17 protein-coding genes and 1 pseudogene are annotated in these 21,908 nt (G+C 46.7%); 11 read left to right on the top strand and 7 right to left on the bottom strand.

What is annotated here, in order from left to right:
• Positions 1-108: 108 nt before the first annotated feature.
• The gene (asnC, locus tag BCT11_RS07675; protein WP_038869962.1) at positions 109-573 is read left to right on the top strand and encodes a transcriptional regulator AsnC; all 465 of its coding nucleotides are present in this window, start codon (positions 109-111) and stop codon (positions 571-573) included.
• 83 nt (positions 574-656) lie between these two features.
• Here the strand turns inward: asnC and prlC are convergent, their stop codons facing one another.
• Positions 657-2,699: an oligopeptidase A gene (prlC, locus tag BCT11_RS07670; protein WP_042604068.1), complete on the bottom strand. Its 2,043-nt coding sequence runs from the start codon at positions 2,697-2,699 to the stop codon at positions 657-659.
• Between the two features lie 403 nt (positions 2,700-3,102).
• Here prlC and BCT11_RS07660 point away from each other — a divergent pair, with 403 nt between their 5' ends.
• From BCT11_RS07660 to gorA, 3 genes and pseudogenes are all read left to right on the top strand, one after another.
• Positions 3,103-3,942: a 23S rRNA (adenine(2030)-N(6))-methyltransferase RlmJ gene (locus BCT11_RS07660; protein WP_102387828.1), complete on the top strand. Its 840-nt coding sequence runs from the start codon at positions 3,103-3,105 to the stop codon at positions 3,940-3,942.
• A 147-nt stretch (positions 3,943-4,089) separates the two neighbouring features.
• A pseudogene (locus tag BCT11_RS07655) lies at positions 4,090-4,775 on the top strand (glutathione S-transferase family protein).
• 241 nt (positions 4,776-5,016) lie between these two features.
• On the top strand, positions 5,017-6,372 hold the full coding sequence (gene gorA, locus BCT11_RS07650; protein ID WP_038877049.1) for a glutathione-disulfide reductase: 1,356 nt from the start codon (positions 5,017-5,019) through the stop codon (positions 6,370-6,372).
• A gap of 122 nt (positions 6,373-6,494) precedes the next feature.
• On the opposite strand, the gene BCT11_RS07645 is transcribed toward gorA, so the two are convergent.
• On the bottom strand, positions 6,495-7,106 hold the full coding sequence (locus BCT11_RS07645; protein ID WP_102387827.1) for a bifunctional 4-hydroxy-2-oxoglutarate aldolase/2-dehydro-3-deoxy-phosphogluconate aldolase: 612 nt from the start codon (positions 7,104-7,106) through the stop codon (positions 6,495-6,497).
• A 9-nt stretch (positions 7,107-7,115) separates the two neighbouring features.
• Positions 7,116-8,492, bottom strand: a complete 1,377-nt coding sequence (locus BCT11_RS07640) for a GntP family permease (protein WP_039975958.1) — start codon at positions 8,490-8,492, stop codon at positions 7,116-7,118.
• A 152-nt stretch (positions 8,493-8,644) separates the two neighbouring features.
• Between BCT11_RS07640 and BCT11_RS07635 the strand changes: the two genes are divergently transcribed.
• Together BCT11_RS07635 and edd are read left to right on the top strand one after the other, a co-directional pair.
• Positions 8,645-9,166 (top strand): gluconokinase, encoded by a 522-nt coding sequence (locus BCT11_RS07635; protein WP_038869953.1) that lies wholly within the window; start codon positions 8,645-8,647, stop codon positions 9,164-9,166.
• Positions 9,163-10,959, top strand: coding sequence for a phosphogluconate dehydratase (gene edd / locus BCT11_RS07630; RefSeq protein WP_102387825.1), 1,797 nt, complete (start codon positions 9,163-9,165; stop codon positions 10,957-10,959). Before BCT11_RS07635 ends, edd begins: the two co-directional genes overlap by 4 nt.
• A 77-nt stretch (positions 10,960-11,036) precedes the next feature.
• On the opposite strand, the gene BCT11_RS07625 is transcribed toward edd, so the two are convergent.
• From BCT11_RS07625 to BCT11_RS07610, 4 genes are all read right to left on the bottom strand, one after another.
• The gene (locus tag BCT11_RS07625) at positions 11,037-11,366 is read right to left on the bottom strand and encodes an SMR family transporter (RefSeq protein WP_005429986.1); all 330 of its coding nucleotides are present in this window, start codon (positions 11,364-11,366) and stop codon (positions 11,037-11,039) included.
• A 2-nt stretch (positions 11,367-11,368) separates the two neighbouring features.
• Complete coding sequence (locus BCT11_RS07620) at positions 11,369-11,746, bottom strand: SMR family transporter (RefSeq protein ID WP_102387809.1); 378 nt, start codon at positions 11,744-11,746, stop codon at positions 11,369-11,371.
• 203 nt (positions 11,747-11,949) lie between these two features.
• A complete protein-coding gene (locus tag BCT11_RS07615) occupies positions 11,950-12,876 on the bottom strand; it encodes a LysR family transcriptional regulator (protein WP_038869947.1) in 927 nt (308 codons plus the stop codon).
• Positions 12,877-12,913: 37 nt separating this feature from the next.
• Positions 12,914-13,921 (bottom strand): LacI family DNA-binding transcriptional regulator, encoded by a 1,008-nt coding sequence (locus tag BCT11_RS07610; RefSeq protein ID WP_038869946.1) that lies wholly within the window; start codon positions 13,919-13,921, stop codon positions 12,914-12,916.
• A 231-nt stretch (positions 13,922-14,152) separates the two neighbouring features.
• Between BCT11_RS07610 and BCT11_RS07605 the strand changes: the two genes are divergently transcribed.
• The 5 genes from BCT11_RS07605 to BCT11_RS07585 all read left to right on the top strand — a co-directional run bounded on the left by BCT11_RS07605 (position 14,153) and on the right by BCT11_RS07585 (position 21,705).
• A complete protein-coding gene (locus BCT11_RS07605; protein ID WP_042604074.1) occupies positions 14,153-15,511 on the top strand; it encodes a serine/threonine-protein kinase in 1,359 nt (452 codons plus the stop codon).
• Between the two features lie 25 nt (positions 15,512-15,536).
• A complete protein-coding gene (locus BCT11_RS07600; protein WP_038869943.1) occupies positions 15,537-17,012 on the top strand; it encodes a hypothetical protein in 1,476 nt (491 codons plus the stop codon).
• 2 nt (positions 17,013-17,014) lie between these two features.
• Entirely contained in the window at positions 17,015-17,587 is a 573-nt protein-coding gene (locus BCT11_RS07595; RefSeq protein ID WP_038877068.1) for a sigma-70 family RNA polymerase sigma factor, read from the top strand.
• Between the two features lie 4 nt (positions 17,588-17,591).
• Complete coding sequence (locus tag BCT11_RS07590) at positions 17,592-19,154, top strand: hypothetical protein (protein WP_102387808.1); 1,563 nt, start codon at positions 17,592-17,594, stop codon at positions 19,152-19,154.
• Between the two features lie 229 nt (positions 19,155-19,383).
• A complete protein-coding gene (locus BCT11_RS07585) occupies positions 19,384-21,705 on the top strand; it encodes an acid phosphatase (protein WP_102387807.1) in 2,322 nt (773 codons plus the stop codon).
• The last annotated feature ends 203 nt before the right edge of the window (positions 21,706-21,908 follow it).

The following is a 21,908-nucleotide window of genomic DNA, read 5'->3' as shown; positions in this document are numbered from 1 at the left end:
CCATGACATCAGAGCTACCTCGCGGTTATCCCTGCTAAAACCTTGTGAATCCGGCCCGCTGTGCGTATAAAATGAATTTTACACCTCATACCCAACGGAAAACATTGTATGAATGCGACGCTGCCGAAACTCGACGATCTTGATCGTGCCATTCTAAAAACGCTGATGGCCGATGCTCGAACGCCTTATGCAGAAATGGCAAAACAATTTGATGTTAGCCCTGCAACGATCCACGTTCGTATCGAGAAAATGAAAGCGGCGGACATCATCGAAGGTACTGAGGTGATCGTCAACACCAAAAAGCTAGGATATGACGTATGTTGCTTTATTGGCATTAATCTCAATGCCGCACGTGACTATCACTCTGCGTTGGAAAAACTCAACGCCCTCGATGAAGTGGTGGAAGCTTACTACACCACGGGCGCGTATAACATATTCGTCAAATTGATGTGCAAATCGATTGAAGAACTGCAGTTTGTATTGATTGATAAGCTGCAGGCTATTGATGAAGTCCAATCTACAGAGACCCTGATTTCGCTGCAAAACCCAATTAATCGCAACGTAAATCCATAAGACGCTGAGTCCATAAAATAAAAGCCGAATCAAAAAATAAAAAGGGCAGCCACTTGGCTGCCCTTTTTCATTCTCAATCGAGATTATGCTGCGATACCGGAATGACGCAGTAGTGCATCGATTTCTGGCTCACGACCTCGGAAGCGTTTAAATAGCTCCATTGGCTCTTCACTGCCACCCATTTCTAAGATGTTGTTCAGGAAGCTCATACCCGTTTCTTTGTTGAAGATACCTTCTTCTTCGAAACGAGAGAACGCGTCTGAAGACAATACTTCTGCCCATAGGTAGCTGTAGTAACCCGCGCTATAACCACCAGCAAAAATATGACCAAAGCTGTGTGAGAATCGAGCCCACTCAACCGCAGGCAGTACCGCAACTTTCTGCTTCACATCTGCCAAGGTTTCAAGAACGCGAGCACCCACTTCTGGGTCGTACTCTGTGTGCAGAGTGAAATCGAATAAGCCGAATTCAAGTTGACGTAGGATGCCCATCGCCGACTGGAAGTTCTTCGCCGCAAGCATCTTATCTAACATCGCTTTTGGTAGAGGCTCGCCAGTCTCGTAGTGGCCAGAAATGAACGCCAGCGCATCTTCTTCCCAACACCAGTTTTCTAAGAACTGACTTGGTAGCTCAACCGCATCCCAAGGCACACCATTGATACCCGATACCGCGCCTGTTTCTACTTGCGTCAGCATGTGATGGATGCCGTGACCGAACTCGTGGAACAGAGTCACCACTTCATCGTGCGTAAACAGCGCTGGCTTATCACCTACAGGGCGGTTGAAGTTACACGTTAGGTAAGCAACCGGCGTTTGTAGCTCGCCAGATAGCGTCACTCGACGACCACGACAGTCATCCATCCATGCACCACCACGCTTGTGCTCACGTGCGTAAAGGTCTAGGTAGAAACTGCCTCGTAATGTGCCTTCACTATCAAAGATATCGAAAAAGCGCACTGACTCGTGCCAAGTGTCCACACCTTCGCGCTCAGTCACAGTCATACCGAATACGCGGTTTAGCACTTCAAACAAACCACTTACTGCCTTTGATTCAGGGAAGTAAGGGCGCAGTTCTTCATCCGAGATTTGGAACAAGTGCTGCTTTTGCTTCTCGCTGTAATAGGCAATGTCCCATACGTTTAGCTCAGTCACACCGAATTCACTCTCAGCAAACTGACGCAATTCTTCCACTTCACGTTCGCCTTGTGGCTTCGCTTTGGTCGCTAAATCGTTTAGGAAGCCAAGTACCTGCGAAGGATTCTCGGCCATTTTGGTTGCCAGTGACTTTTCGCTGTAAGTGTTGAAACCCAACATGCGAGAGATTTCATGACGCAGTTTTAGCTGCTCTGTGATGATTTCTGAGTTGTCCCATTTGCCTGCGTTAGGGCCACGATCAGAAGCGCGCGTTACGTACGCTTCGTACAACTCTCGACGTAGTTCTTGGTTGTCACAGTACGTCATGACTGGCAGGTAAGAAGGGATATCTAAAGTAATTAGGTAGCCGTCGAGCTCTTTCGCTTCTGCTGCGGCTTTCGCTGCAGCAAGCGCTGACTCTGGCATACCCGCAAGATCTTTTTCGTCGGCAACGTGCTTAGTCCATCCCATGGTGGCATCCAGCACATTGTTAGAGAATTTTGAGCTCAACTCAGACATACGCTTGCTAATTTCACCGTAGCGATGTTGCTCGTCTGATGGTAAACCGATGCCTGAAAGCTCGAAGTCACGCAGTGAATCAGAAATAGTCTTCTGCTGTGCACGCGTCAGCGTCGTGTACTCTTCACTTGCTTTGATCGCTTTATACGCTTCGTACAGACCTTTGTGCTGACCAACCCAAGTGCCGTATTCAGACAAAATTGGGAGACAACTTTCATACGCTTCACGTAACGCTTCACTGTTTACGACCGAGTTCATATGGCCGACTGGGGACCAAACACGACTCAAACGATCATCAGCTTCTTCAATAGGAGCAATAACACTTACCCAGCTTGGGTTGGCGTTGTCTTTCAGTACCTCGTCAATCTTGGCACGACAATCCGCAATCACCTGCTCGACTGCAGGTTTAATATGTTCTGGTTTGATTTGCGAAAACGGAGGAAGATCCGTAAACGTAAGAAGTGGATTAGACATGAATAATTCCTTTTGTGTTTTGGCTCTGTAATTGCCTATTCGTATTTGCATAAAAATAAGCGAACTCAATGCACAGGCAAGCCGACAACATGGATGGGGGGATTTCCGTTCCCTTTCTCTATGTTGCGATGACCGAAGGGGCCAAAGAGAGCTTACTCTGTCCTTGAGTGTTGTTATGCCTAAGTCAAGCTAAGCACTCTGTTGGAGCATGGCAATTCGACTTAGGTTCAATTTGTTTACTCATACTAAGTATGGGTGACTTAAAGAAATTTCAATACCATCCTTCTATCAGTTCAACTGATTTGAATCGAAGTTCTACATCTTCAAGTTACTTGAGTATAATACCGCCATCGCGCAAAAATCACAGACCACACTCAGCCAAAGAGTGTTTCGAGAGTTTAATTTGTTAAGTTACCGCCACAGCTTCCACGCTGGCAACCATGCTGACGTGGTAAAACACATCGTTCAAAGCCTCATTCTTGATGCACTAAAGCAGAAAGATAAGCCGTTTGTTTATCACGATACCCACTCGGGTGTGGGACGTTACGATCTGACTCACGAATGGTCTGAGAAAACGGGCGAATACAAACAAGGCATCGCACGCATTTGGGACAACCCAAACATCCCTGAAGAAATTGTAAGCTACATCGATTCAATCAAAACATTGAACAACGGTGAGACCCTGCGTTACTACCCAGGTTCACCACGCGTTGCACGTGCGCAAATCCGCCCGCAAGACCGCATGGTTCTAACTGAATTGCACCCAGCCGATCACCCATTGCTTGAGCAAGAGTTCCACCGCGATCGCCAAGTGAGCATCTACAAAGAAGATGGCTTTAAGCGTCTGAAAGGCAGTTTGCCACCGCAAGAACGCCGTGGTTTGGTGCTGATTGATCCTCCATACGAGCTCGCAAAAGAGTACCGTGACGTAGTACAAGCGATTTTCCAAAGCCATAAACGTTGGGCGACGGGTATCTACGCAATTTGGTACCCAGTGGTAAACCGCTGCGATATCGAAGATATGATTGAAGGCCTAGAAGGCTTGGGGATCACTAAAATCCTGCAAATCGAGCTTGGTGTCTCTCCCGACACCAACGAACGCGGCATGACCGCATCGGGTATGATCGTGATAAACCCGCCGTGGAAACTGGAAAGCCAGATGAAAGAGATTCTGCCATTCCTACAAGAAGCGATCGCGCCAGCAACCGGCCACTGGAAAGTTGACTGGATCGTTCCAGAATAAAAAAACACTGAGTTCAAGAATCTTAAAGCGCAACGATGACCTCGTTGCGCTTTTTTATTTTCTAAAAATTTTCGTCTGCGCTTCGTCTTTTCTTTTTTGCCTGCGTCTTAGGGATGTAAACAAGCTAAAACATAGAGAGAAATGACCATGCTTAAAGTTATCAGTTTTAAAATTTGCCCATTTGTTCAGCGCGTAACCGCGGCACTAGAAGCAAAACAGATCCCTTACGAGATTGAATACATCAGTTTAAAAGACAAGCCACAATGGTTCCTAGACATCTCACCAAACGGTCAAGTACCCGTGATGGTGACAGAATCTGGCACGGCACTGTTTGAGTCGGATGCGATCATCGAATACATCGAAGACGAATACGGTCCGTTAGAGCAAGGCGTGACAAACGAACAACGCGCACTAGACCGAGCATGGAGCTACCTAGGTTCTAAACACTACTTACCTCAGTGCGGCACCATGAGCAGCAAAGAGAAGAACGTGCAGAGAAGCTGATCAAAGCGTTCCAAAAAGCAGAAAACCAACTGTCTAGTGAAACCAAGTTCTTCAAATCCGATGAACTAAGCAATGTAGACATGGCGTGGCTGCCACTTCTGCACCGCGCAGCAATCGTCAAAGCGCACTCTGGTTACGACTTCTTCTGTGGTCTGCCAAAAATGCAGGCATGGCAAAAGCACATCCTAGAATCAGGATTGGTAGAGAAGACTGTATCGGAAGATTTCGTGCAGCTGTTTAGCAACTTCTACCTCACCAACACTTATCTAGCAGATGGTAAGGACGTGCAAACCCAGTCAGGCTGTGGCACATCAAGCTGCTGCGGTTAATGCTTTTCCTCTCCCCTGAGCATGAAAAACACCAAGCGGAATAGCGCCTTATTCCGCTTTGCTATCCTTTCATCGCTATTTGTCATAAGCAATGTCACTTTTTCCCATTTAGGAAATTGCTAGACTCGATTTATGATAGGGACATGGAATTAACAACAATTCCGTTGGGCTGTTGAGTTCATCACCCAGCACCCCAATGTAATTATTGTCAGACAAAATTAATAAGCTCTTGGAGAAAGTAATGGCGACTCATTTTGATTATATCTGTATCGGCGGCGGCAGCGGCGGTATCGCATCAGCAAACCGTGCGGCAATGTACGGTGCTAAAGTAGCGCTTATCGAAGCTCAAGACCTTGGCGGCACCTGTGTAAACGTTGGTTGTGTGCCTAAGAAAGTCATGTGGCACGGCGCGCAAGTTGCAGAAGCAATGAACCTGTACGCAGAAGACTACGGCTTCGATGTAGATGTAAAAGGTTTCGACTGGAGCAAACTGGTTGAGAGTCGTCAGGCTTACATTGGTCGTATCCATCAATCTTACGACCGTGTTCTTGGCAACAACAAAGTAAACGTTATCAAAGGCTTTGCTAAGTTCGTTGACGAGAAAACAGTTGAAGTAAACGGCGAACACTACACAGCGGATCATATCCTGATCGCAGTGGGTGGTCGTCCAACAATTCCAAACATTCCAGGTGCAGAATACGGCATCGATTCAAACGGCTTCTTCGAGCTTGCTGAGCAACCAAAACGCGTTGCAGTGATTGGTGCGGGTTACATCGCGGTTGAAATCGCCGGCGTTCTGCATGCACTAGGCACAGAAACACATCTATTCTGCCGTAAAGAATCACCACTGCGTAGCTTCGACCCAATGATCATCGAAACGCTAGTAGAAGTAATGGAAGCGGAAGGCCCAACGCTGCACACCCACTCTGTACCAAAAGAAGTGGTGAAAGAAGCAGACGGCAGCCTAACTCTGCACCTAGAAAATGGTGAAAGCCAAAACGTAGATACCCTAATCTGGGCAATCGGTCGCCACCCAGCTACAGATGCGATCAACCTAGCATCAACTGGCGTTGCAACGAACGACCGTGGCTACATTAAGGTAGACGAATACCAAACAACTAACGTTCCTGGCATCTACTGTGTGGGTGACATCATGGAAGGTGGTATTGAGCTAACGCCAGTGGCTGTTAAAGCGGGTCGTCAACTTTCTGAACGCCTATTTAATGGCAAAACTAACGCGAAGATGGATTACGAATTGGTACCAACCGTGGTATTCAGCCACCCACCAATCGGCACAATCGGTCTAACGACTCAAGAAGCAGAAGAGAAATACGGCAAAGACAACATCAAAGTCTACACGTCTGGCTTTACTGCGATGTACACAGCGGTTACTAAGCACCGTCAACCATGTAAGATGAAGCTAGTATGTGCTGGCGAAGAAGAAACGGTTGTTGGTCTACACGGCATCGGCTTTACCGTTGATGAAATGATTCAAGGCTTCGGTGTAGCAATGAAGATGGGTGCAACCAAGGCAGACTTCGACTCTGTTGTGGCTATCCACCCAACAGGCTCTGAAGAGTTCGTGACAATGCGTTAATTACGCGCGAATCGCTTTGCTGATTTAAGCAGATAAACAAAAAGGGTCATCAATTACTTGATGACCCTTTTTCTATTCACGTTTTAAAACGTTCGGGGGCATTTCGGAGCCGTTTGCGCGTTTTACTTAACTGCGCGAACCAATTCTGCAATACCTTCCCAATCGCCGTTGTCCATCATAGCGGTTGGAACCATCCAAGTACCGCCACAAGCGACAACCGATTTCAGCGCTAGGTAATCTTCCACGTTAGATGGGCTTACACCACCTGTAGGCATGAACTCCACTGGGTAAACCGCGGTTAGTGCTTTAAGCATGTTTACGCCGCCTGATGGCTCAGCAGGGAAGAACTTCAGAGTACGTAGACCCATTTCCATCGCTTGTTCAACCAAGCTTGGGTTGTTCACGCCCGGTACGATTGTCACGTTATGTTGCTGACAGTATTTCACTGTGGTTGGGTTGAAACCTGGGCTCACGATAAAGTCCACGCCCGCTTCAATCGCGATGTCCACTTGCTCTGTTGTCAGTACGGTACCAGCACCAATCAGCAGCTCTGGGTACGCTTCACGCATAATGCGGATCGACTCAGCCGCCGCTTCAGTGCGGAATGTCACTTCCGCACATGGTAAACCGTTTTCTACCAACACTTTTGCCAGTGGCAGAGCGTGTGCTACATCGTTGATTGCGATAACTGGGACGATTTTGATTTCTCTTAATCGTTGTTCAAGTGTTGTCATGGGTAACCTCTAAAGAATAAAGCTTAATGTTGCTACGATAATAAACGCGATACTACCAAGTAACGTTTCCATTACCGTCCAAGTTTTTAGCGTTGTTTTCTCATCCATCTCTAGTAGACGAGAAACTAGCCAGAAACCAGAGTCGTTGAAGTGAGAAAGCACTGTTGCACCGCCTGCAATCGCGATAACGATAAAGCATAGGTCTAGCTCGCTCAAACCTGTTGATGCTGCTACGACCGGCGCGATAAGTGCTGCGGTTGTCGTTAGTGCTACGGTTGCTGAGCCTTGAGCAACGCGTAGACAGGTAGAGATAACAAACGCTGCTACGATTACTGGCATACCTGTATCAGTCAGAACGTCTGCTAGCGCATCACCGATGCCACTTGCACGCAATACTCCACCGAACATACCACCCGCACCTGTCACTAGGATAACGCCACAGATTGGAGCTAATGAGTCACCACACAGCTTCTCAAGTTTTGCCATGCCGTAGTCTTTTGCGAATATCGCAAGAGATACAAGTAGCGTAATAAGAAGTGCTACTGGTGTTTTACCTAGCATACGTAGGAACTCAACCAGAGCTGTTTTGCCATCAATCACACCCGCAACCGCTAGCGTGTTCAGTACTGTGTCTAGACAGATTAGCAGTACAGGCAGTACTAGGATGGTCATTACTGTGCCAAATTTTGGCAGCTTAGATTCATCAACTTGTGTCTCACCGTTGAAGAACGCTTTTGATAGTGGAATATCGAATTTCTTACCTGCGTACAAACCAAATAGGTAAGCGCCTAAGTACCAAGTTGGGATAGCGACTAGAATACCAACAACAAGCAGTAGGCCAATGTTTGCGCCTAGGAATTCAGCGGCTGCAACAGGACCTGGGTGCGGAGGAACAAAACCGTGCATTACAGCAAATGCACCCGCCGCTGGTAGCGCGTATTTGATTGGCGAACCACCAAAGCGTGCAGCCACACTTAGGATGATTGGCATCATAACCACTAGGCCAGCATCAAAGAAGATTGGGAAACCAAACAGTAATGATGCCACACCTAATGCTAACGGTGCGCGCTCTTTACCGAAGCGTCCAATCAAAGTGTCTGCCAGTACTTTTGCACCGCCAGTCACTTCCAAAATCTTACCGATCATTGCGCCAAGACCAACCAGCAATGCAACTGATGCCAGTGTGCCACCAAAACCACTCATCATGGTTGGGACAACTTGATCAGAAGAAACGCCAGTAGCAATCGCAGTACCTAAACTCACCATAGTTAGGGAAGCGAAAGCATGCACTTTTAGCTTAATAATCAATACAAGTAACGCTGCAATCGCGAGGACGGCAATCGTTAGTAGGAACGTAGGGTCTGGAGCTTGGGTTAGCTGTTCCATGGGTTCACCTTTAAGAATTATTGTTTGTGTCGTGGTTCACATTTATTTGAGTTACCGGTAACATGTTACCGATAACATGAATAAGATAAACCCATATTTTAAAGTGAATTCAAAAATTGAGATCACGCGCAAATTTGTTATGAGGATAAGTTATGGCTGGTAGTAGTGTCGTCGTTATGGGCGTTTGTGCGAGTGGCAAAACCACAATTGGTGAGCACTTAGCAGAAAAGCTAGGACGTAAATTCATTGATGGAGACAACCTTCACCCACGAGCAAACATTCAGAAAATGGCATCAGGTCAGCCTCTGAATGACGACGACCGCAAACCATGGCTAGAACGTATCCGCGACGCTGCTTATAGCTTAGAAAGCAAAAACGAGCACGGCATTATTGTCTGCTCGGCACTAAAAAAGATTTACCGTGACCAAATCCGCGACGGTAACGAAAACGTTAGTTTCCTATTCCTAGACGGCAGCAAAGAATTGATCCTTGAACGCATGCGTGCTCGCCAAGGTCACTTCATGAAAGAGAACATGGTCAACAGCCAGTTTGAAACGCTTGAGCGCCCAGAGAACGAACCTCGTACCATTTTTGTTGATATTGATGCCACGATCGAAGAAGTGGTAACTAACGCAGCTGAACTCATTCGAGCTCAAGATGAGGTGACCGCATGACTCATCAAGTCATTTTAGACGTTACTCAACGCTTAGTAGAGCGCAGCCAAGAGGCGCGTGCGGCGTTTCTTGCTCGCACTGAAGTCCAAGCAGAAGCAGGTAAAGGTCGTGTCGGTCTGTCTTGCGGTAACTTGGCGCACGCTGTTGCAGCATCTTGTTCTTCAGAAAAGAAAAGCATTCTGGATTTCACTCACTCGAATGTGGCGCTGATCAGCGCTTACAACGATATGCTGAGTGCCCACCAGCCTTACCAACACTACCCAGATCAAATCAAACAAGTGCTGTCTGGTTACGGTCACACTGCGCAAGTTGCTGGCTGTGTTCCGGCAATGTGTGATGGCGTGACTCAAGGTCAAGCAGGCATGGACATGTCACTGTTTTCTCGTGACTTAATTGCTCAATCAACGGCACTTTCACTGAGCCACAATGTATTCGACGCGACCTTGCTTCTGGGAATCTGCGACAAAATCGCACCGGGACAATTAATGGGCGCGCTGTCTTACGCACATCTACCAACGGCGTTTGTGCCAGCAGGTTTGATGGCAACGGGCATCAGCAATGAAGAGAAAGTCGACGTTCGCCAAAAATACGCGGCGGGCGAAGTAGGTAAAGACGCGCTACTTGATATGGAGTGTCGCGCTTACCACTCGGCGGGCACGTGTACTTTTTACGGCACCGCAAACACCAACCAACTAGTGTTTGAAGCAATGGGGTTGATGCTGCCAGGTTCGGCATTCATCCACCCACATACTGAGCTACGTAAGGCGCTGACCGATCATGCAGCTCTGAAAATCGCGGCAATGAATGCAGGCTCAGCCAACTTCCGCCCATTGTCTGAAGTTGTCACAGAAAAGAGCCTGATCAACGGTATTATTGCGCTGTTGGCATCGGGCGGCAGCACCAACCACACTATCCACATGTTGGCAGTGGCGCGTGCAGCAGGTTTGATTCTGACATGGCAAGACATCAGTGACCTATCTGAAGTCGTGCCACTATTGGCGCGCGTTTACCCGAATGGTCCAGCTGACATGAACGCGTTCCAAGAAGCGGGCGGCGTACCTGCGCTATTGCATCGTTTGGACGAGTCGGGCTTGCTTCATCGTGACGTGAAACCGGTATTCGGCGAATTCGAAGACCAAATGACGCTACCTACGCTAGTTGACGGCAAACTGACTTGGACACCATGTGGTGGCAGCCAAGACGGCGAAGTGATTGCTGCGCCAACGCAAGCTTTCCAAAACACTGGTGGTACTCGCGTACTTAACGGTAACTTGGGTAAAGCCGTGGTAAAAGTGTCTGCGGTGAAAGAAGAGCAGCGCATCATCGAAGCGCCTGCGATCGTATTCCAGTGCCAACACGAAGTGGAAGCAGCGTACAAACGCGGTGAGCTAAACCAAGATTGCATCGTGGTTGTGACGCACAACGGTCCTGCAGCGAACGGCATGCCAGAGCTGCATAAACTGATGCCAATTCTTGGCAACGTACAGAAAGTGGGCTTTAAAGTCGCGCTAGTGACGGACGGTCGACTATCGGGTGCATCCGGTAAGATTCCATCAGCAATCCACGTTTCTCCAGAAGCGATTCGTGGCGGCGCGATTGGTTTGGTGCGCAATGGCGACATCATCCGCGTTGATTGCCAAACTGGCGAGTTGAATAACCTAAGCGACGTTGCGGGTCGTGAACTGTTAGAGATGGACACTGAAGCGAAACAACAGACTTGGGGTCGTGGTTTCTTTAGCGTGATTCGTCAGAGCGTTTCGAGCGCAGAAGAAGGCGCAAGCTTTATTGTGTAGGGCGGGAATCCCCTCAAAAACAGAAAAAGCGGAGTGTTGTGCACTCCGCTTTTTGCTTCGTAGATAACTTTCAATCATCAAGCCGTCTTCATCACCACAACTGCTGCAATCACCACAAAGATACCAAACCAGCCAATTGGCTTAAGCTTTTGTTTGAACAGCAAAGCGCCACCAATCGCGGTACCTAAGATACCTATCGCGCCCCAAGAGGCGTATGCGATCGCAAGGTCAATCTCTTTTACCGCTTGAGCAAGCAACGTAAACGCCGCCATCACCAATACAATTGCAGTGATGCCCCACCCTTTGTGCTTAAAGCCTTTAGAGCGAGTCAGCGCCATGTTCGCCATGATGTCGACCAACGCCGCCATAACAACAAATCCAAATGAAACAGTAAAAAATTGGCTCATGATTAACCCCTCGCATTCGATGAGCTTGGCAACTCATCTTTTTGTTGAGGCTGACCGTGTGATTCGCCGAGCGTCACACACACGATACCGACCACTGCCAACGCCAAACCAAGCAACTGCTGCGCGCTTAAGTTGGCATCAAACAAAACGATAGAAACTAGGGTAATCAAGGCGATACCCAAGCCTTCCCACGTTGCGTACGCGACACCGATTGAGATTTTCTTTGCTGCTTTTGACAGGAAGTAATAGGAAATGGCGATCAGAACGTACATCACCAGATAGCCTTCCCACGCATTACTTTCGCCGATATACGACATGGTGCTGGTGCCAGCAACTTCGGCAACGATGGCAAGCAATAAAAATAGACGTGCAATGAGCATGATTCATCCTCCCCAGAAATTAAAAAACTGCATAACGGAGAATGGTGAATGTCCTTTAAGAATCAGACATTCAAAGAATTGATAAGATAAAAAGAGCCGCTTCTCCTGACTATTTGCAGTCAGATTAGCCCTTCTTCAGTAAAACAGACAGGTAATTGAGATATTCATTTTTGAATATCTCAAAGGACAGTTTGCTTATCCGATCACGTTAATGGCGTATTGAGGGTTTGCTGCACCACTTGGTGCAAATGGCGGTGCAATGGGTGGTTACGGTAGGTCTGTAAATACCCCCCCGAAACAACAAACTGGCTGAACTCTCGGTTGACCATCGGCATTGGATAAGAGGCAAGTTCGTGCATCAAGTGCGCGGTACTTTGGCTAGCATACATGATGGCATCGGTCTCAAGCAGCATTTGGCAAGCGACGCGCAAGTTGTAGGATTTAAGTAGTACGACAGGCTCGTAACCCATACGGCGATACTCAGATTCAACTGTACAAAGTGGATTGTAAGACGCAGGAGCAGGCAGAGAGACCAGTGGCAATTCCGACACCGTATCCCAGTCATTGCTGATTTGAGATAAGGTTGGATGGTCTTTACGAGCCAAAATCACCCGTTTTTCGACAAACAATGGACGCATGTAGATGTCTTTCGACAACTCAGTTTCTTGGTCGAGAATACAGTAGTCATGCTCACCCTCTAACATCTCGTCTTGGGAATATATATTCCAACTAGAGAAGACAAACGAAGCTTGAGGAAAGGCTTGATGGCAACCGCGCAATAAACGCTGACCTTGTTCATCCATCAAATAGGGGTCGGTCACAATCGCAATCTGACCTTGGTATTCGAGCGGGTCAAAGTCCGAAAACTCCTGGACCACTTTTTCTAGCGGCGACAGCATGTTATCAAACTCCGCAGCTAAGCGAATTGCCATTGGGGATGGCTCCACCCCGTGCGCTTTACGCACAAACAATGGATCATCAAACACGTCTTTTAGCTTCATCACACCACGGCTGGCACTGGGTTGCGAAATACCAAGCTGCATCGCCGCCAACTTGATGCTGCGGTTATCCACCACGGCTTTGAGTAAGCGCATTAAATTGAGGTCTAGCGCATCAAGTTGATGTGGCATAACGGCACCCTAGTGATGAAACTGAAATAATGGCGGACTAAACGCTCTCGCCTGCGGTAATTCGGTAACCCATATCGACCATTTTGTCTTCTTGAGCTTCCCCTTTTAGACGCGCAATCAACAACTCTGCACTCTTTTCACCAATTTCAAAACGCGGCGTATCCACGCTGGTCAGTTTTGGACTGATGCTTTGGCCAATGTCTAAAGCGTTGTAGCCAACGACCGCAAGTTGTTCTGGTACTTTGATGCCACGTTGTTGAGCACTCAACAAGGTACCAATAGCAATATCATCGTTGGTACAGAAAACGCCATCAAGATCAGGGTAAGTTGCAAGTGCACGCTCTAATAAATCATGCGCTAGCGAAAAGCTTGAGTGATCACCCGTTAGGACGTGTTTTGGCTCCAAACCCGCTTCAGTCATTGCGCGGTCATAGCCCTGCATACGCAATTTTGTTCGCGTATCCAAGCGAGCGCCGAAGTAAACGATGGTGCGCTTGCCAGATTCCAACATACGCTTTACGACGCTGTAAGAGGCATCTTCGTGATCCATGCCGACCGCCATATCAATCGGCTGCTCTGGCAGCTCCATGGTTTCGACCACGGGCACACCGGCGTTCTTGATCATCTGTAAAGTGCGCTGGGTATGGTGGCTTTCGGTTAGGATTAAGCCATCAACTTGGTAAGAAAGCAGCGACGCGATTTTGCGTTCTTCTTCCAATTCGTCATAACTAAAGTGTGCGAGCAGTGTTTCGTAACCATTAGCTTTAGTGACCGTTTCAATGCCCTGAACAAAAGAAGCAAAAATTTGGTTGGACAGTGAAGGCAGTAAGATACCAATCGCTTTACTGGAAGACTTAGATAACATCGCCGGCGCGCGGTTTTCGATATAGCCCATCTCTTCAATCGCTGCGGCGATCTTTACTCGAGTCTTTTCTGCCACAGATTCCGGATTACGCATATAACGCGATACCGTCATCTTAGTTACGCCAACTTTGTCTGCGACATCCTGCAATGTCGTTCGTGATTTTTTATTATGTTGAGCCATAAATATCTAATTTATCAGTAATGTTACTAGTAACATTATGACCAATACGCCCGCTCGCGACAAGCCAAGTAGAGATTATTCACCATATAATCAACAAAATCATAAGCTTAATAAAAACACAGTAACCAAATTGCGCTCTCATAATTGTGATTCAAAGCCGAATAAATAAATGACATTAATATTAAGTTTCTTATAAACTGCCGTACCTAAAAAAATAAGATAAAAAGTATAGTGCAGTTAGGCTCCAGCAAAACCCAGATTTACTATCACCTGCTTGATCTGGACGACTCTCAACAACAGCAATACCTAGCAACATTGCAGAAGAGTCAACCTGAGCTTTACCTCCAAATTGCCCCTCTTTTGGCTATCGACCAACAACAGGAACAACTCACTCAGTTGCTCGGTTTTTGCGCGCATCAAGCCACGAGCCATGAAGTCGATCTAAGTGGAGAAGTGATCAGTAAATATCGCCTTACCCATGAATTAGGTCGTGGTGGCATGGGGGTAGTCTATGCGGCACAGCGCGCTGATGAGACGTTTGAGCAAGACCTTGCAATCAAGTTTATCCAAAGCAATTTGAGTCAGGTTTTAGGACAGCGAGCATTATTTGATGAAGCGCAGTTGCTGGCTCGCTTGAATCACCCATACATTGCCAAAGTGTTCGATGGCGGTCTACACGATGATTCGGTTTACATCGTGATGGAACGAGTTTTTGGCCAAACCCTGGACGCTTACCTTTCGTTACTGCCAATGGAAGACGACGATAAGTTACTGCTGTTCAAGCAGATCTGTGAGGCCATGGAACACGCCCACCAGCATCAGGTCTTGCATGCGGATCTCAAACCGGAAAACATTCTGATTGATCGCAACAAGCGGCCAAAACTGCTCGACTTTAACCTAACACAAAAAGCGCAGTCGAATTCTGAAGAATCGCATTCAGGCTTAATCGCCTTTAGTGAACATTACGCCAGCCCCGAACAACAAAAGGGCCAGTTCTTAACGGAGCAAAGTGATGTGTATTCTCTGGGTAAGATTCTGGCGCTGATGTTTCCAAACCCACCAGTTTGGTCTGATGTGTATTGGGTGATCCGTCGAGCAACTCGCTCTATAGCAAAGCAACGCTACCGCAATGTGCGCACCTTACGGTTAGATATTGAGAACATTCTTGAGCACCGTCCAATCGAACAAAAGAAGCACTGGCCTCTGTACAGCATACTTCGTCTAGTACAGCGCCGACCGCTGCCATCGGTATTGTCCGCAATCTTAGTGTTGTCTGGTTTGCTTTTTAGTAACACTTTGATTCAAAAGAACATCCAACTGCAACAAGAGAAGAAGATTGCAGAAGACATCATGTACGAAGTAACACGCCTTGTCTTCCATGCCAAAGGACAAAACGTCGAGCACATGTCCGTCAGTGCCATGATGGAGCTGACACGTAGGCGGATTCTGTCTAATCCAGATATCCCCAAACACATAAAACAAAAAATGTTATTGGCGATGATGACACCGGTGCCAGAGAAGCACCTAACAAACGCAATAAGTTGTCAGCCAAATTGTGCACCTGATATTCGCACTAAACAGAAAGGCTAAAACACAAAAAGGCTTAAACACAAAGATGTACACACGTTCCATGGCGATTTGGCTATCCGCTTTAGCGATGGCCCCAGCTTGGGCGAACATGACTTCTGCACCCGAGGTGTCAGAAGCAGTCACGCCTACCATCAAGCAAGGTTTTTTCATCGACTCTCCGGTGACGGGACTGTATTACAAAACGACCTCCAACCTTTCTGGTTTTACGCAGAAAGGTGCATTTGATTATCATCCAGGCGATGTCATCAGCTTTTTCCTCGGTAATGACGACAAAGGCTATCTACTGACGACTATGTCCAGCCAAGAAGTCTTGACTCCAACCATGGCAACCACCAAGCCAAGTCGCAGTATCAATATGACCCGCTTGTTGCTTTCTCTCGATAGCACACCAGAAAATCGTCAAGAGATTGTGTTAGCCAACAAGGTTCTCTCTGACCCAGCCTTCCAAGCGCAACTCAAACGCCTCGATCTCAATGTCATTGATAATGCCAAACATCAGCTCAACTTAGATTGGGTTTCGGTAGAAGAAGCGGTGGAGCATCTCAATGAAAGCCAAACCTATATTGAGAAAAACTTTGCTTCGAATGAAATCATCTTTGAGCCCAAAAACGTGCGCTTTAAGAACATCATCATCAAGAAAAAGGACTGGCAAGGCCGCGCTTGTGCATTTGATATTCGTTACCAACATCATCCACGTTATCGCCCACCGATTGGCGAGGTTAACTTCACCATTACCGAAACGTCTCTTATTCAGCATCCAAGCATTGGTGATTACTTCCAAGGTTGTTTCTTAGCACGTAACCACAGCATAACCGAAGACATTGTCGAGCCTATCGAAAAGTTTTCTGAATGGGAGAGCTTGGTTGGCTGTTCCGATACCGGCTGCACACGTAACGATCTCAACGGTTTCTCACTGGAAGACTACGACGATGAAGGCGATTGGAAATATCGTTCTGTTGCCCTCAATTTTGACCCAAGCACCCGACTTTTGATGGAAAAAGTGCAAGGGTTAGGTCAAAACGAGCACATCCAGCACCAAAACCGTACTGAAATGCTATGGTTCACCTACCCCGATTCCATCGATAGCCAAATTGCCTACCAAGGTGTGTGGCAACAAACCCAGTACCTACGTGATTCAATGAAACAATCTTGTTTGTTGATGCGTTACAACCAAGTATTGCGTCTACCTGTTGATGCCATCACCTGCCCTACCGACACCCGCTTATATACCCAAGATGTCACCAACGACTATTTGGATATGTGGTGGGTCAACAACGATGAGCCGAGCGCAGAACTAGCGCAGATGAATGTGATGGTACGTTGGTCACCAACCCCTTCTGAAATCAACTACACCACGTGGGAATACCTGCCAGCAGGCAAAACGTGGGAACAAGGTATTTTGTATCGCTACCAGCAAGACATCAGTCGTAACCGTGATGGCTCTGACCGTATTGAAACCCACACCATCTCTGAGTTTGTAAAAGTAAGTGAGGACGTATAACCATGGCTTCCAATTCCACCCTGACGCAAATCATTCAGCAATGGCAAGCTGGTAACAAACAAGCGGAAAGTGAGTTATACCAATTCGCTTATCTTCAATTGCGTAAAATTGCTCAGCAAGAGCGCGAACGCAATGCCGAAAAATACGGCACCGACAATAAGGTACTGGCAGACAGCGTGAACAGCACCACGGCGCTAATCCATGACGCCTACTTAAAGATGTCTAGTTGCGACATGAGTGAGATTGAAACCAAGCGCGATTTCTTCTTGATGGCCGCCAAGGTAATGCGCCAGATTTTGATCGACAATGCACGTGCTCATCAAGCGCAGAAGCGCCAACACATCACCTTGATGAAAGAGGAAGAAGATCGCTTCGAGCAACTCATCATCATGGACAAAGCGCTCGACAACTTTAGTGTACGCTATCCGCGCCAATCTAACGCATTAAAGCTCAAGTATCTGATGGGCATGAAAAACCAAGAGATCTGTGAACTGCTCGAATGCAGCGCCAGTTTGATTGAAAAAGACCTTAAGTTCTCGCGCAGCTGGCTGCAATCTAGAATGGCGCACGCGTAATATCATGACGAAAAAATACTGGATTGCAGGCGCACTGGGTGTTTGCTTAATGGCAAGCTACTGGCTTTCAGATGAACAAGCAGCCGCTGCGGCTGCCAATATAGAGCCAGCACAAAATGGCCTAGATAAGAGAAAAACGTCCCAAGGTGAGCGCACTTCGTTGATTGAAGTAAAGCAAGCCTTAACCTCATCAGTCTTGGAACGAAACAACGAACTTGCCTTTGAAAAAGCACTCGAATCTGCGTTATCAGAGCAACCTGAACAGGTTCAAGATGCTTTTGGATCATCGGTGGTCAATTACTCCGGAGACCTGACTCAAACTTACATCAGTAGCAACCAAAATAACGATGCGACAAACAACGGCAAGCCGATCATTAACCTTGCCGTGGAACAACAACTACAAACGATCATCTTTGGTTGGGAGCTTACACAAAACAACCCCATCAACTACTCGCTAGGGTTAGATCAGCTATTTGAAGATCCGGAAGGTGACCTGCTCACAACTCGTATTTGGCTAGAAAATGCCAACGGGTTAAGTGTGCTCAATCAAGGGCAAATCATGCTTCAAGGTGCGCCAAAAGCCTTCGACCAAACCACCTTCTTGGCTGTATCTGCACGAGATGACCACCATGGCTCGGAAGATCATGCTTGGGTTACCACACGTTTTGAACTGCCAGCGGTGATTGAAGAACAAAATAACACTGAGCACCCTCTCATTGATGGCATTGTCTATCGTCTTGAATCCACAACTTTGCTTGGTGGGAAAAAATTCGAGTATGAAGTCGTGTATTGCGAGGCATTTCAGTTTATCGATGACGACGTTTTTTATGCCGCAGCCAACAACAAAACTCGTTGCCCAGAAGAGAATGAACTAAAGAAAGTGGGCAGCTATCAGATCAGCGATGATTCACTGATTGTGCAAACCAACAGAACGCAACAAATATGGACCACCAAAAAGGTCTATACCTCGCGTGTGCATAAAGAAACCGAAAACTACTTTATTACTGTCTTCGACAATAATCGTTTCGAAAGCTACACCATGCAGAAAAACAAACGCTCGATGGAAGAACGTTTGAACGTCAATACTGGAAAGGATCTTGAGCACTTCACACTGTTTGATTTGCTCATCCCGACTGAAGGGGGTTATCGCCATACACTCGCCAACAACTACATTTTTGATAGACGGTTTGCTCAAGGTGATGAGTATTACGATGGTTTCGACTCCGACCTCAACATAAGTGCACCCAATAGCGACTTCTTCAGTCATGAAATGTGCCAATTTTGGGACGCTTCAATTGTCGCGGGCGAAGGCATGTTCAATGATATCGTGTCTTATTCCAACAACACCCATTGTGCCACTGCACCAATACCGTCCGCGTATGCCTTTGTTTACTTCAACAATGATTACCATGCCAATGACGTCTTTCTTCATGGGGAAGCTTACAGCTACATTTTACGTCCCTTACCTAAGTACGCCAGTGAAGTTGAAGAACTTAAGCTCAATATGATTTATCACGATCCTCTTGGTACGAAAACCAATCAAAAATTAACTAAAAACTCAAAATAAGTCGTTGTATTCCATAACCAGCACCACTATTGATAATTTAAACAACTAATCTACTCAACAAAAAAATATTCAAAGTTTTTTTACGGTTTTTTTGCGGTTTTTCGTATCTTGAAGCTGCTTCCAAAATCGATCCAAAATGCGCAGCTTTTCCAATCTCACTAGTGAGATTTGGAGATAAAACAATAAAAAGCGACTTTCTCATTCGGAAACGAAACAAGGATTAAAAACAATGAATAAGGTGAGTTTACTAGCAGCGTCAGTGGCTATCGCGCTAACAGGTTGTGGTGGTTCAGATAGTAGTTCAAACGGCGGTAATGCTGGTGTAGTGATCACAGGCTTTGATGGCTACTTCAAAAATGCAGTTGTGTTTGAAGATCTGAACAACAATGGCCAATGGGACACCAATGATACATTCCTTGGTCTAACCGATGAGAAAGGTCAGCTTAAAATCAAAGCAAAACCAGAAACAACTCTGGCTCTACAAACCATCACACCGAACGGTGCGAAACAGAAACAGCTAATCGCTTTAGATCCGACTTACGCAGGTACCTACACTGTAGATATGGATCACCCAAGCCAAGCGATGGCTCACGAACTGGTTTTCCGCGCACCAAACTCGTCTAACGTTATCTCACCAATCACAGACCTTGTCGCGATTGAGATGGCAAACAACAGCTCGCTAACAGAAGAAGAAGCGGCAGCAAAAGTAAACCAAGCACTTGGTGGTACAGAAGAAGCACCTATCGATCTGTACAGTGACTTCGTTTCGGGCGTAGATAAAAGTGCCGAACTACATAAAACCGCTCAGATTCTGACTGAATCTAAAGCGCAAAACCCTGCGAACTACGAGAAAAAAGCGACTGAATTCGCGCAAGCAGCTGATCAAGAAGTAGACCGTCTGGTGGAGTCTGGTGCAGATATCAATGATCCAAACCTACGCCCAGTGATCACTGACAGCACACCAGAAAGCGAAAACCTAGCGCCAGAAACCGTAGTCAACAACAAGCTTGTTGTCAGCGAAAACGTTGAAGAAGCAGCCGAAGATAAGCTAGATAACTTACCAGAAATCGTAAAAGGCGCAGGCTTCGATGGTGTTGAACTAAACATTGAAGGTCTATTCAAAGACAAAGACCAAAACTTAGTAACACCGAAACTGACTCACAACCTTACTGGCACAGGTATCGAAGTTAGCATTGTAGGTGAACAACTGATTCTTTCACCAACAACTGAAGTCACCAAAGCGGGCGAGTTTGAAATCATCCTTACAGCAGAAGATAAAGACTCTTCTGGAAAAACACTAGCTACTGTAAGCACAGTATTCGAATTGGATATCGAAACCGCTAACCAAGCGCCAATCGTCATTGAAGCAGAGCAAAAACGCCTTCAAAGCATCGTTGATGACTGGCAACTGCAGCAAGGTGAAGCTTTTGAGCAAACTCTAGACATTTCTGGTCTGTTCAAAGACGAAGATGGCCAACTAGAAGAGTATTCAGCGGAGTCGATCTCTATCGAAGGCTTGTCTATCAATGAAAACGACAACGCAATCATCACTGTCGAAGGTACACCAGAAAAAGCTTACGCTGCAGGTCAAACATTTACCGTTAGTGTAGAAGACAACGAAGATGGTGAAGCTCGTGTAACCTTTAAACTACCAGAAGTAAAAGAAGGCACTACACCACCACCAGTCGTACCAACACTAGGCTTCACTATCGACCATTTTAACGGTAAAGCGGCAAAAATGGGCAGCTTTGCACGCAACGATGGCGAAATTGGCCATGCGATTCTTATGAAAGATGCCGAAGGCCTACTATGGTGTTGGGGTTCAAACGATGATGATCAAGGCGAAGAGTATTCGGCAAACATCAGTGATAACCTAAGCAACTCTTGGGAATCAGAGTACGACCCATACGCGATTTTGGCAAAACTGGACAAGCTACCAAGCTACGCGGCTTACCAAAACAAAGATTGTTGGGATGTAGAGATCAAAGATGGCAAATTATACGACGACGAAGGTTCTGAGTATGAAATGCTTTACCAAAACAAAACCGCGCGTGGCGACCAAATCCTAGTGAAAATCGATGGTGACGAGTTATTCTGGTTGGATTCGACGGATGCACCTTTCGCACAAGCACTACCAGTGAGCGAAAAGGTCGCAAACGGTAAGGTTGAATTTGATATGACGGTAGAGAGCGAGACCGTTGCAGAAGAGGAAACAGAGCTATTCTACGCAGCGGGTAAGTTTGAATACGCAAGCGATGTTTACGAGTATGAGTCTATCAAACCAGAAGGCTTCTACACACCAGGTAACTGGACAGTCTCTCTAGATAGCGCAGCAAACCGCGAAACTCTGATTCTAGAAGAAACTGGCGCAGATTCTGATTACAAGACTCGCCACCGTAACGTAAACCGAGAGTTTGGCGACTTCTACATCGGCATCAACTCAAGCGTTGAACAAAACGGTTGGGTATCTGCTCCAGAGTTCGGTCTGTACTCACACTCTCAAGAAGCAATAGAAAAAGTGATGGAATCACTGCCTTTAATTGAAGACTAATGAGTAAAGATAAACAAATACTATCGAAACCTTGTTGTAGCCAGATCCACCTGCATCGTCGACGCAGAACTTTCTGGGAAAAGTGCAAAGGTATCAAAGAAGTATACTGTTGCGCGAATTGCCACAGGGAAACCAGTCTCAAATAGCTCCTCTGTTTGAGGCCGCAAAAAAAGCCCCGCTCAATGAAGTGACCCCGTAAAGTT

Origin of the sequence: Vibrio sp. 10N.222.52.B12 (assembly GCF_002875385.1) — a bacterium.
Lineage (GTDB): Bacteria > Pseudomonadota > Gammaproteobacteria > Enterobacterales > Vibrionaceae > Vibrio > Vibrio jasicida.
The sequence above is the reverse complement of the archived record's forward strand: the minus strand, read 5'-3'. Positions and strand labels throughout refer to the sequence as shown.

Excerpts from the sequence above, each read along its gene's own strand:
- prlC (WP_042604068.1), bottom strand. The coding sequence starts at position 2,699 with ATGTCTAATCCACTTCTTACGTTTACGGATCTTCCTCCGTTTTCGCAA.
- BCT11_RS07620 (WP_102387809.1), bottom strand. The coding sequence starts at position 11,746 with ATGCTCATTGCACGTCTATTTTTATTGCTTGCCATCGTTGCCGAAGTT.
- BCT11_RS07600 (WP_038869943.1), top strand. The coding sequence starts at position 15,537 with ATGTACACACGTTCCATGGCGATTTGGCTATCCGCTTTAGCGATGGCC.
- BCT11_RS07610 (WP_038869946.1), bottom strand. The coding sequence starts at position 13,921 with ATGGCTCAACATAATAAAAAATCACGAACGACATTGCAGGATGTCGCA.
- BCT11_RS07645 (WP_102387827.1), bottom strand. The coding sequence starts at position 7,106 with ATGACAACACTTGAACAACGATTAAGAGAAATCAAAATCGTCCCAGTT.
- BCT11_RS07615 (WP_038869947.1), bottom strand. The coding sequence starts at position 12,876 with ATGCCACATCAACTTGATGCGCTAGACCTCAATTTAATGCGCTTACTC.
- gorA (WP_038877049.1), top strand. The coding sequence starts at position 5,017 with ATGGCGACTCATTTTGATTATATCTGTATCGGCGGCGGCAGCGGCGGT.
- BCT11_RS07625 (WP_005429986.1), bottom strand. The coding sequence starts at position 11,366 with ATGAGCCAATTTTTTACTGTTTCATTTGGATTTGTTGTTATGGCGGCG.
- BCT11_RS07585 (WP_102387807.1), top strand. The coding sequence starts at position 19,384 with ATGAATAAGGTGAGTTTACTAGCAGCGTCAGTGGCTATCGCGCTAACA.
- asnC (WP_038869962.1), top strand. The coding sequence starts at position 109 with ATGAATGCGACGCTGCCGAAACTCGACGATCTTGATCGTGCCATTCTA.
- BCT11_RS07590 (WP_102387808.1), top strand. The coding sequence starts at position 17,592 with ATGACGAAAAAATACTGGATTGCAGGCGCACTGGGTGTTTGCTTAATG.
- edd (WP_102387825.1), top strand. The coding sequence starts at position 9,163 with ATGACTCATCAAGTCATTTTAGACGTTACTCAACGCTTAGTAGAGCGC.
- BCT11_RS07640 (WP_039975958.1), bottom strand. The coding sequence starts at position 8,492 with ATGGAACAGCTAACCCAAGCTCCAGACCCTACGTTCCTACTAACGATT.
- BCT11_RS07595 (WP_038877068.1), top strand. The coding sequence starts at position 17,015 with ATGGCTTCCAATTCCACCCTGACGCAAATCATTCAGCAATGGCAAGCT.
- BCT11_RS07635 (WP_038869953.1), top strand. The coding sequence starts at position 8,645 with ATGGCTGGTAGTAGTGTCGTCGTTATGGGCGTTTGTGCGAGTGGCAAA.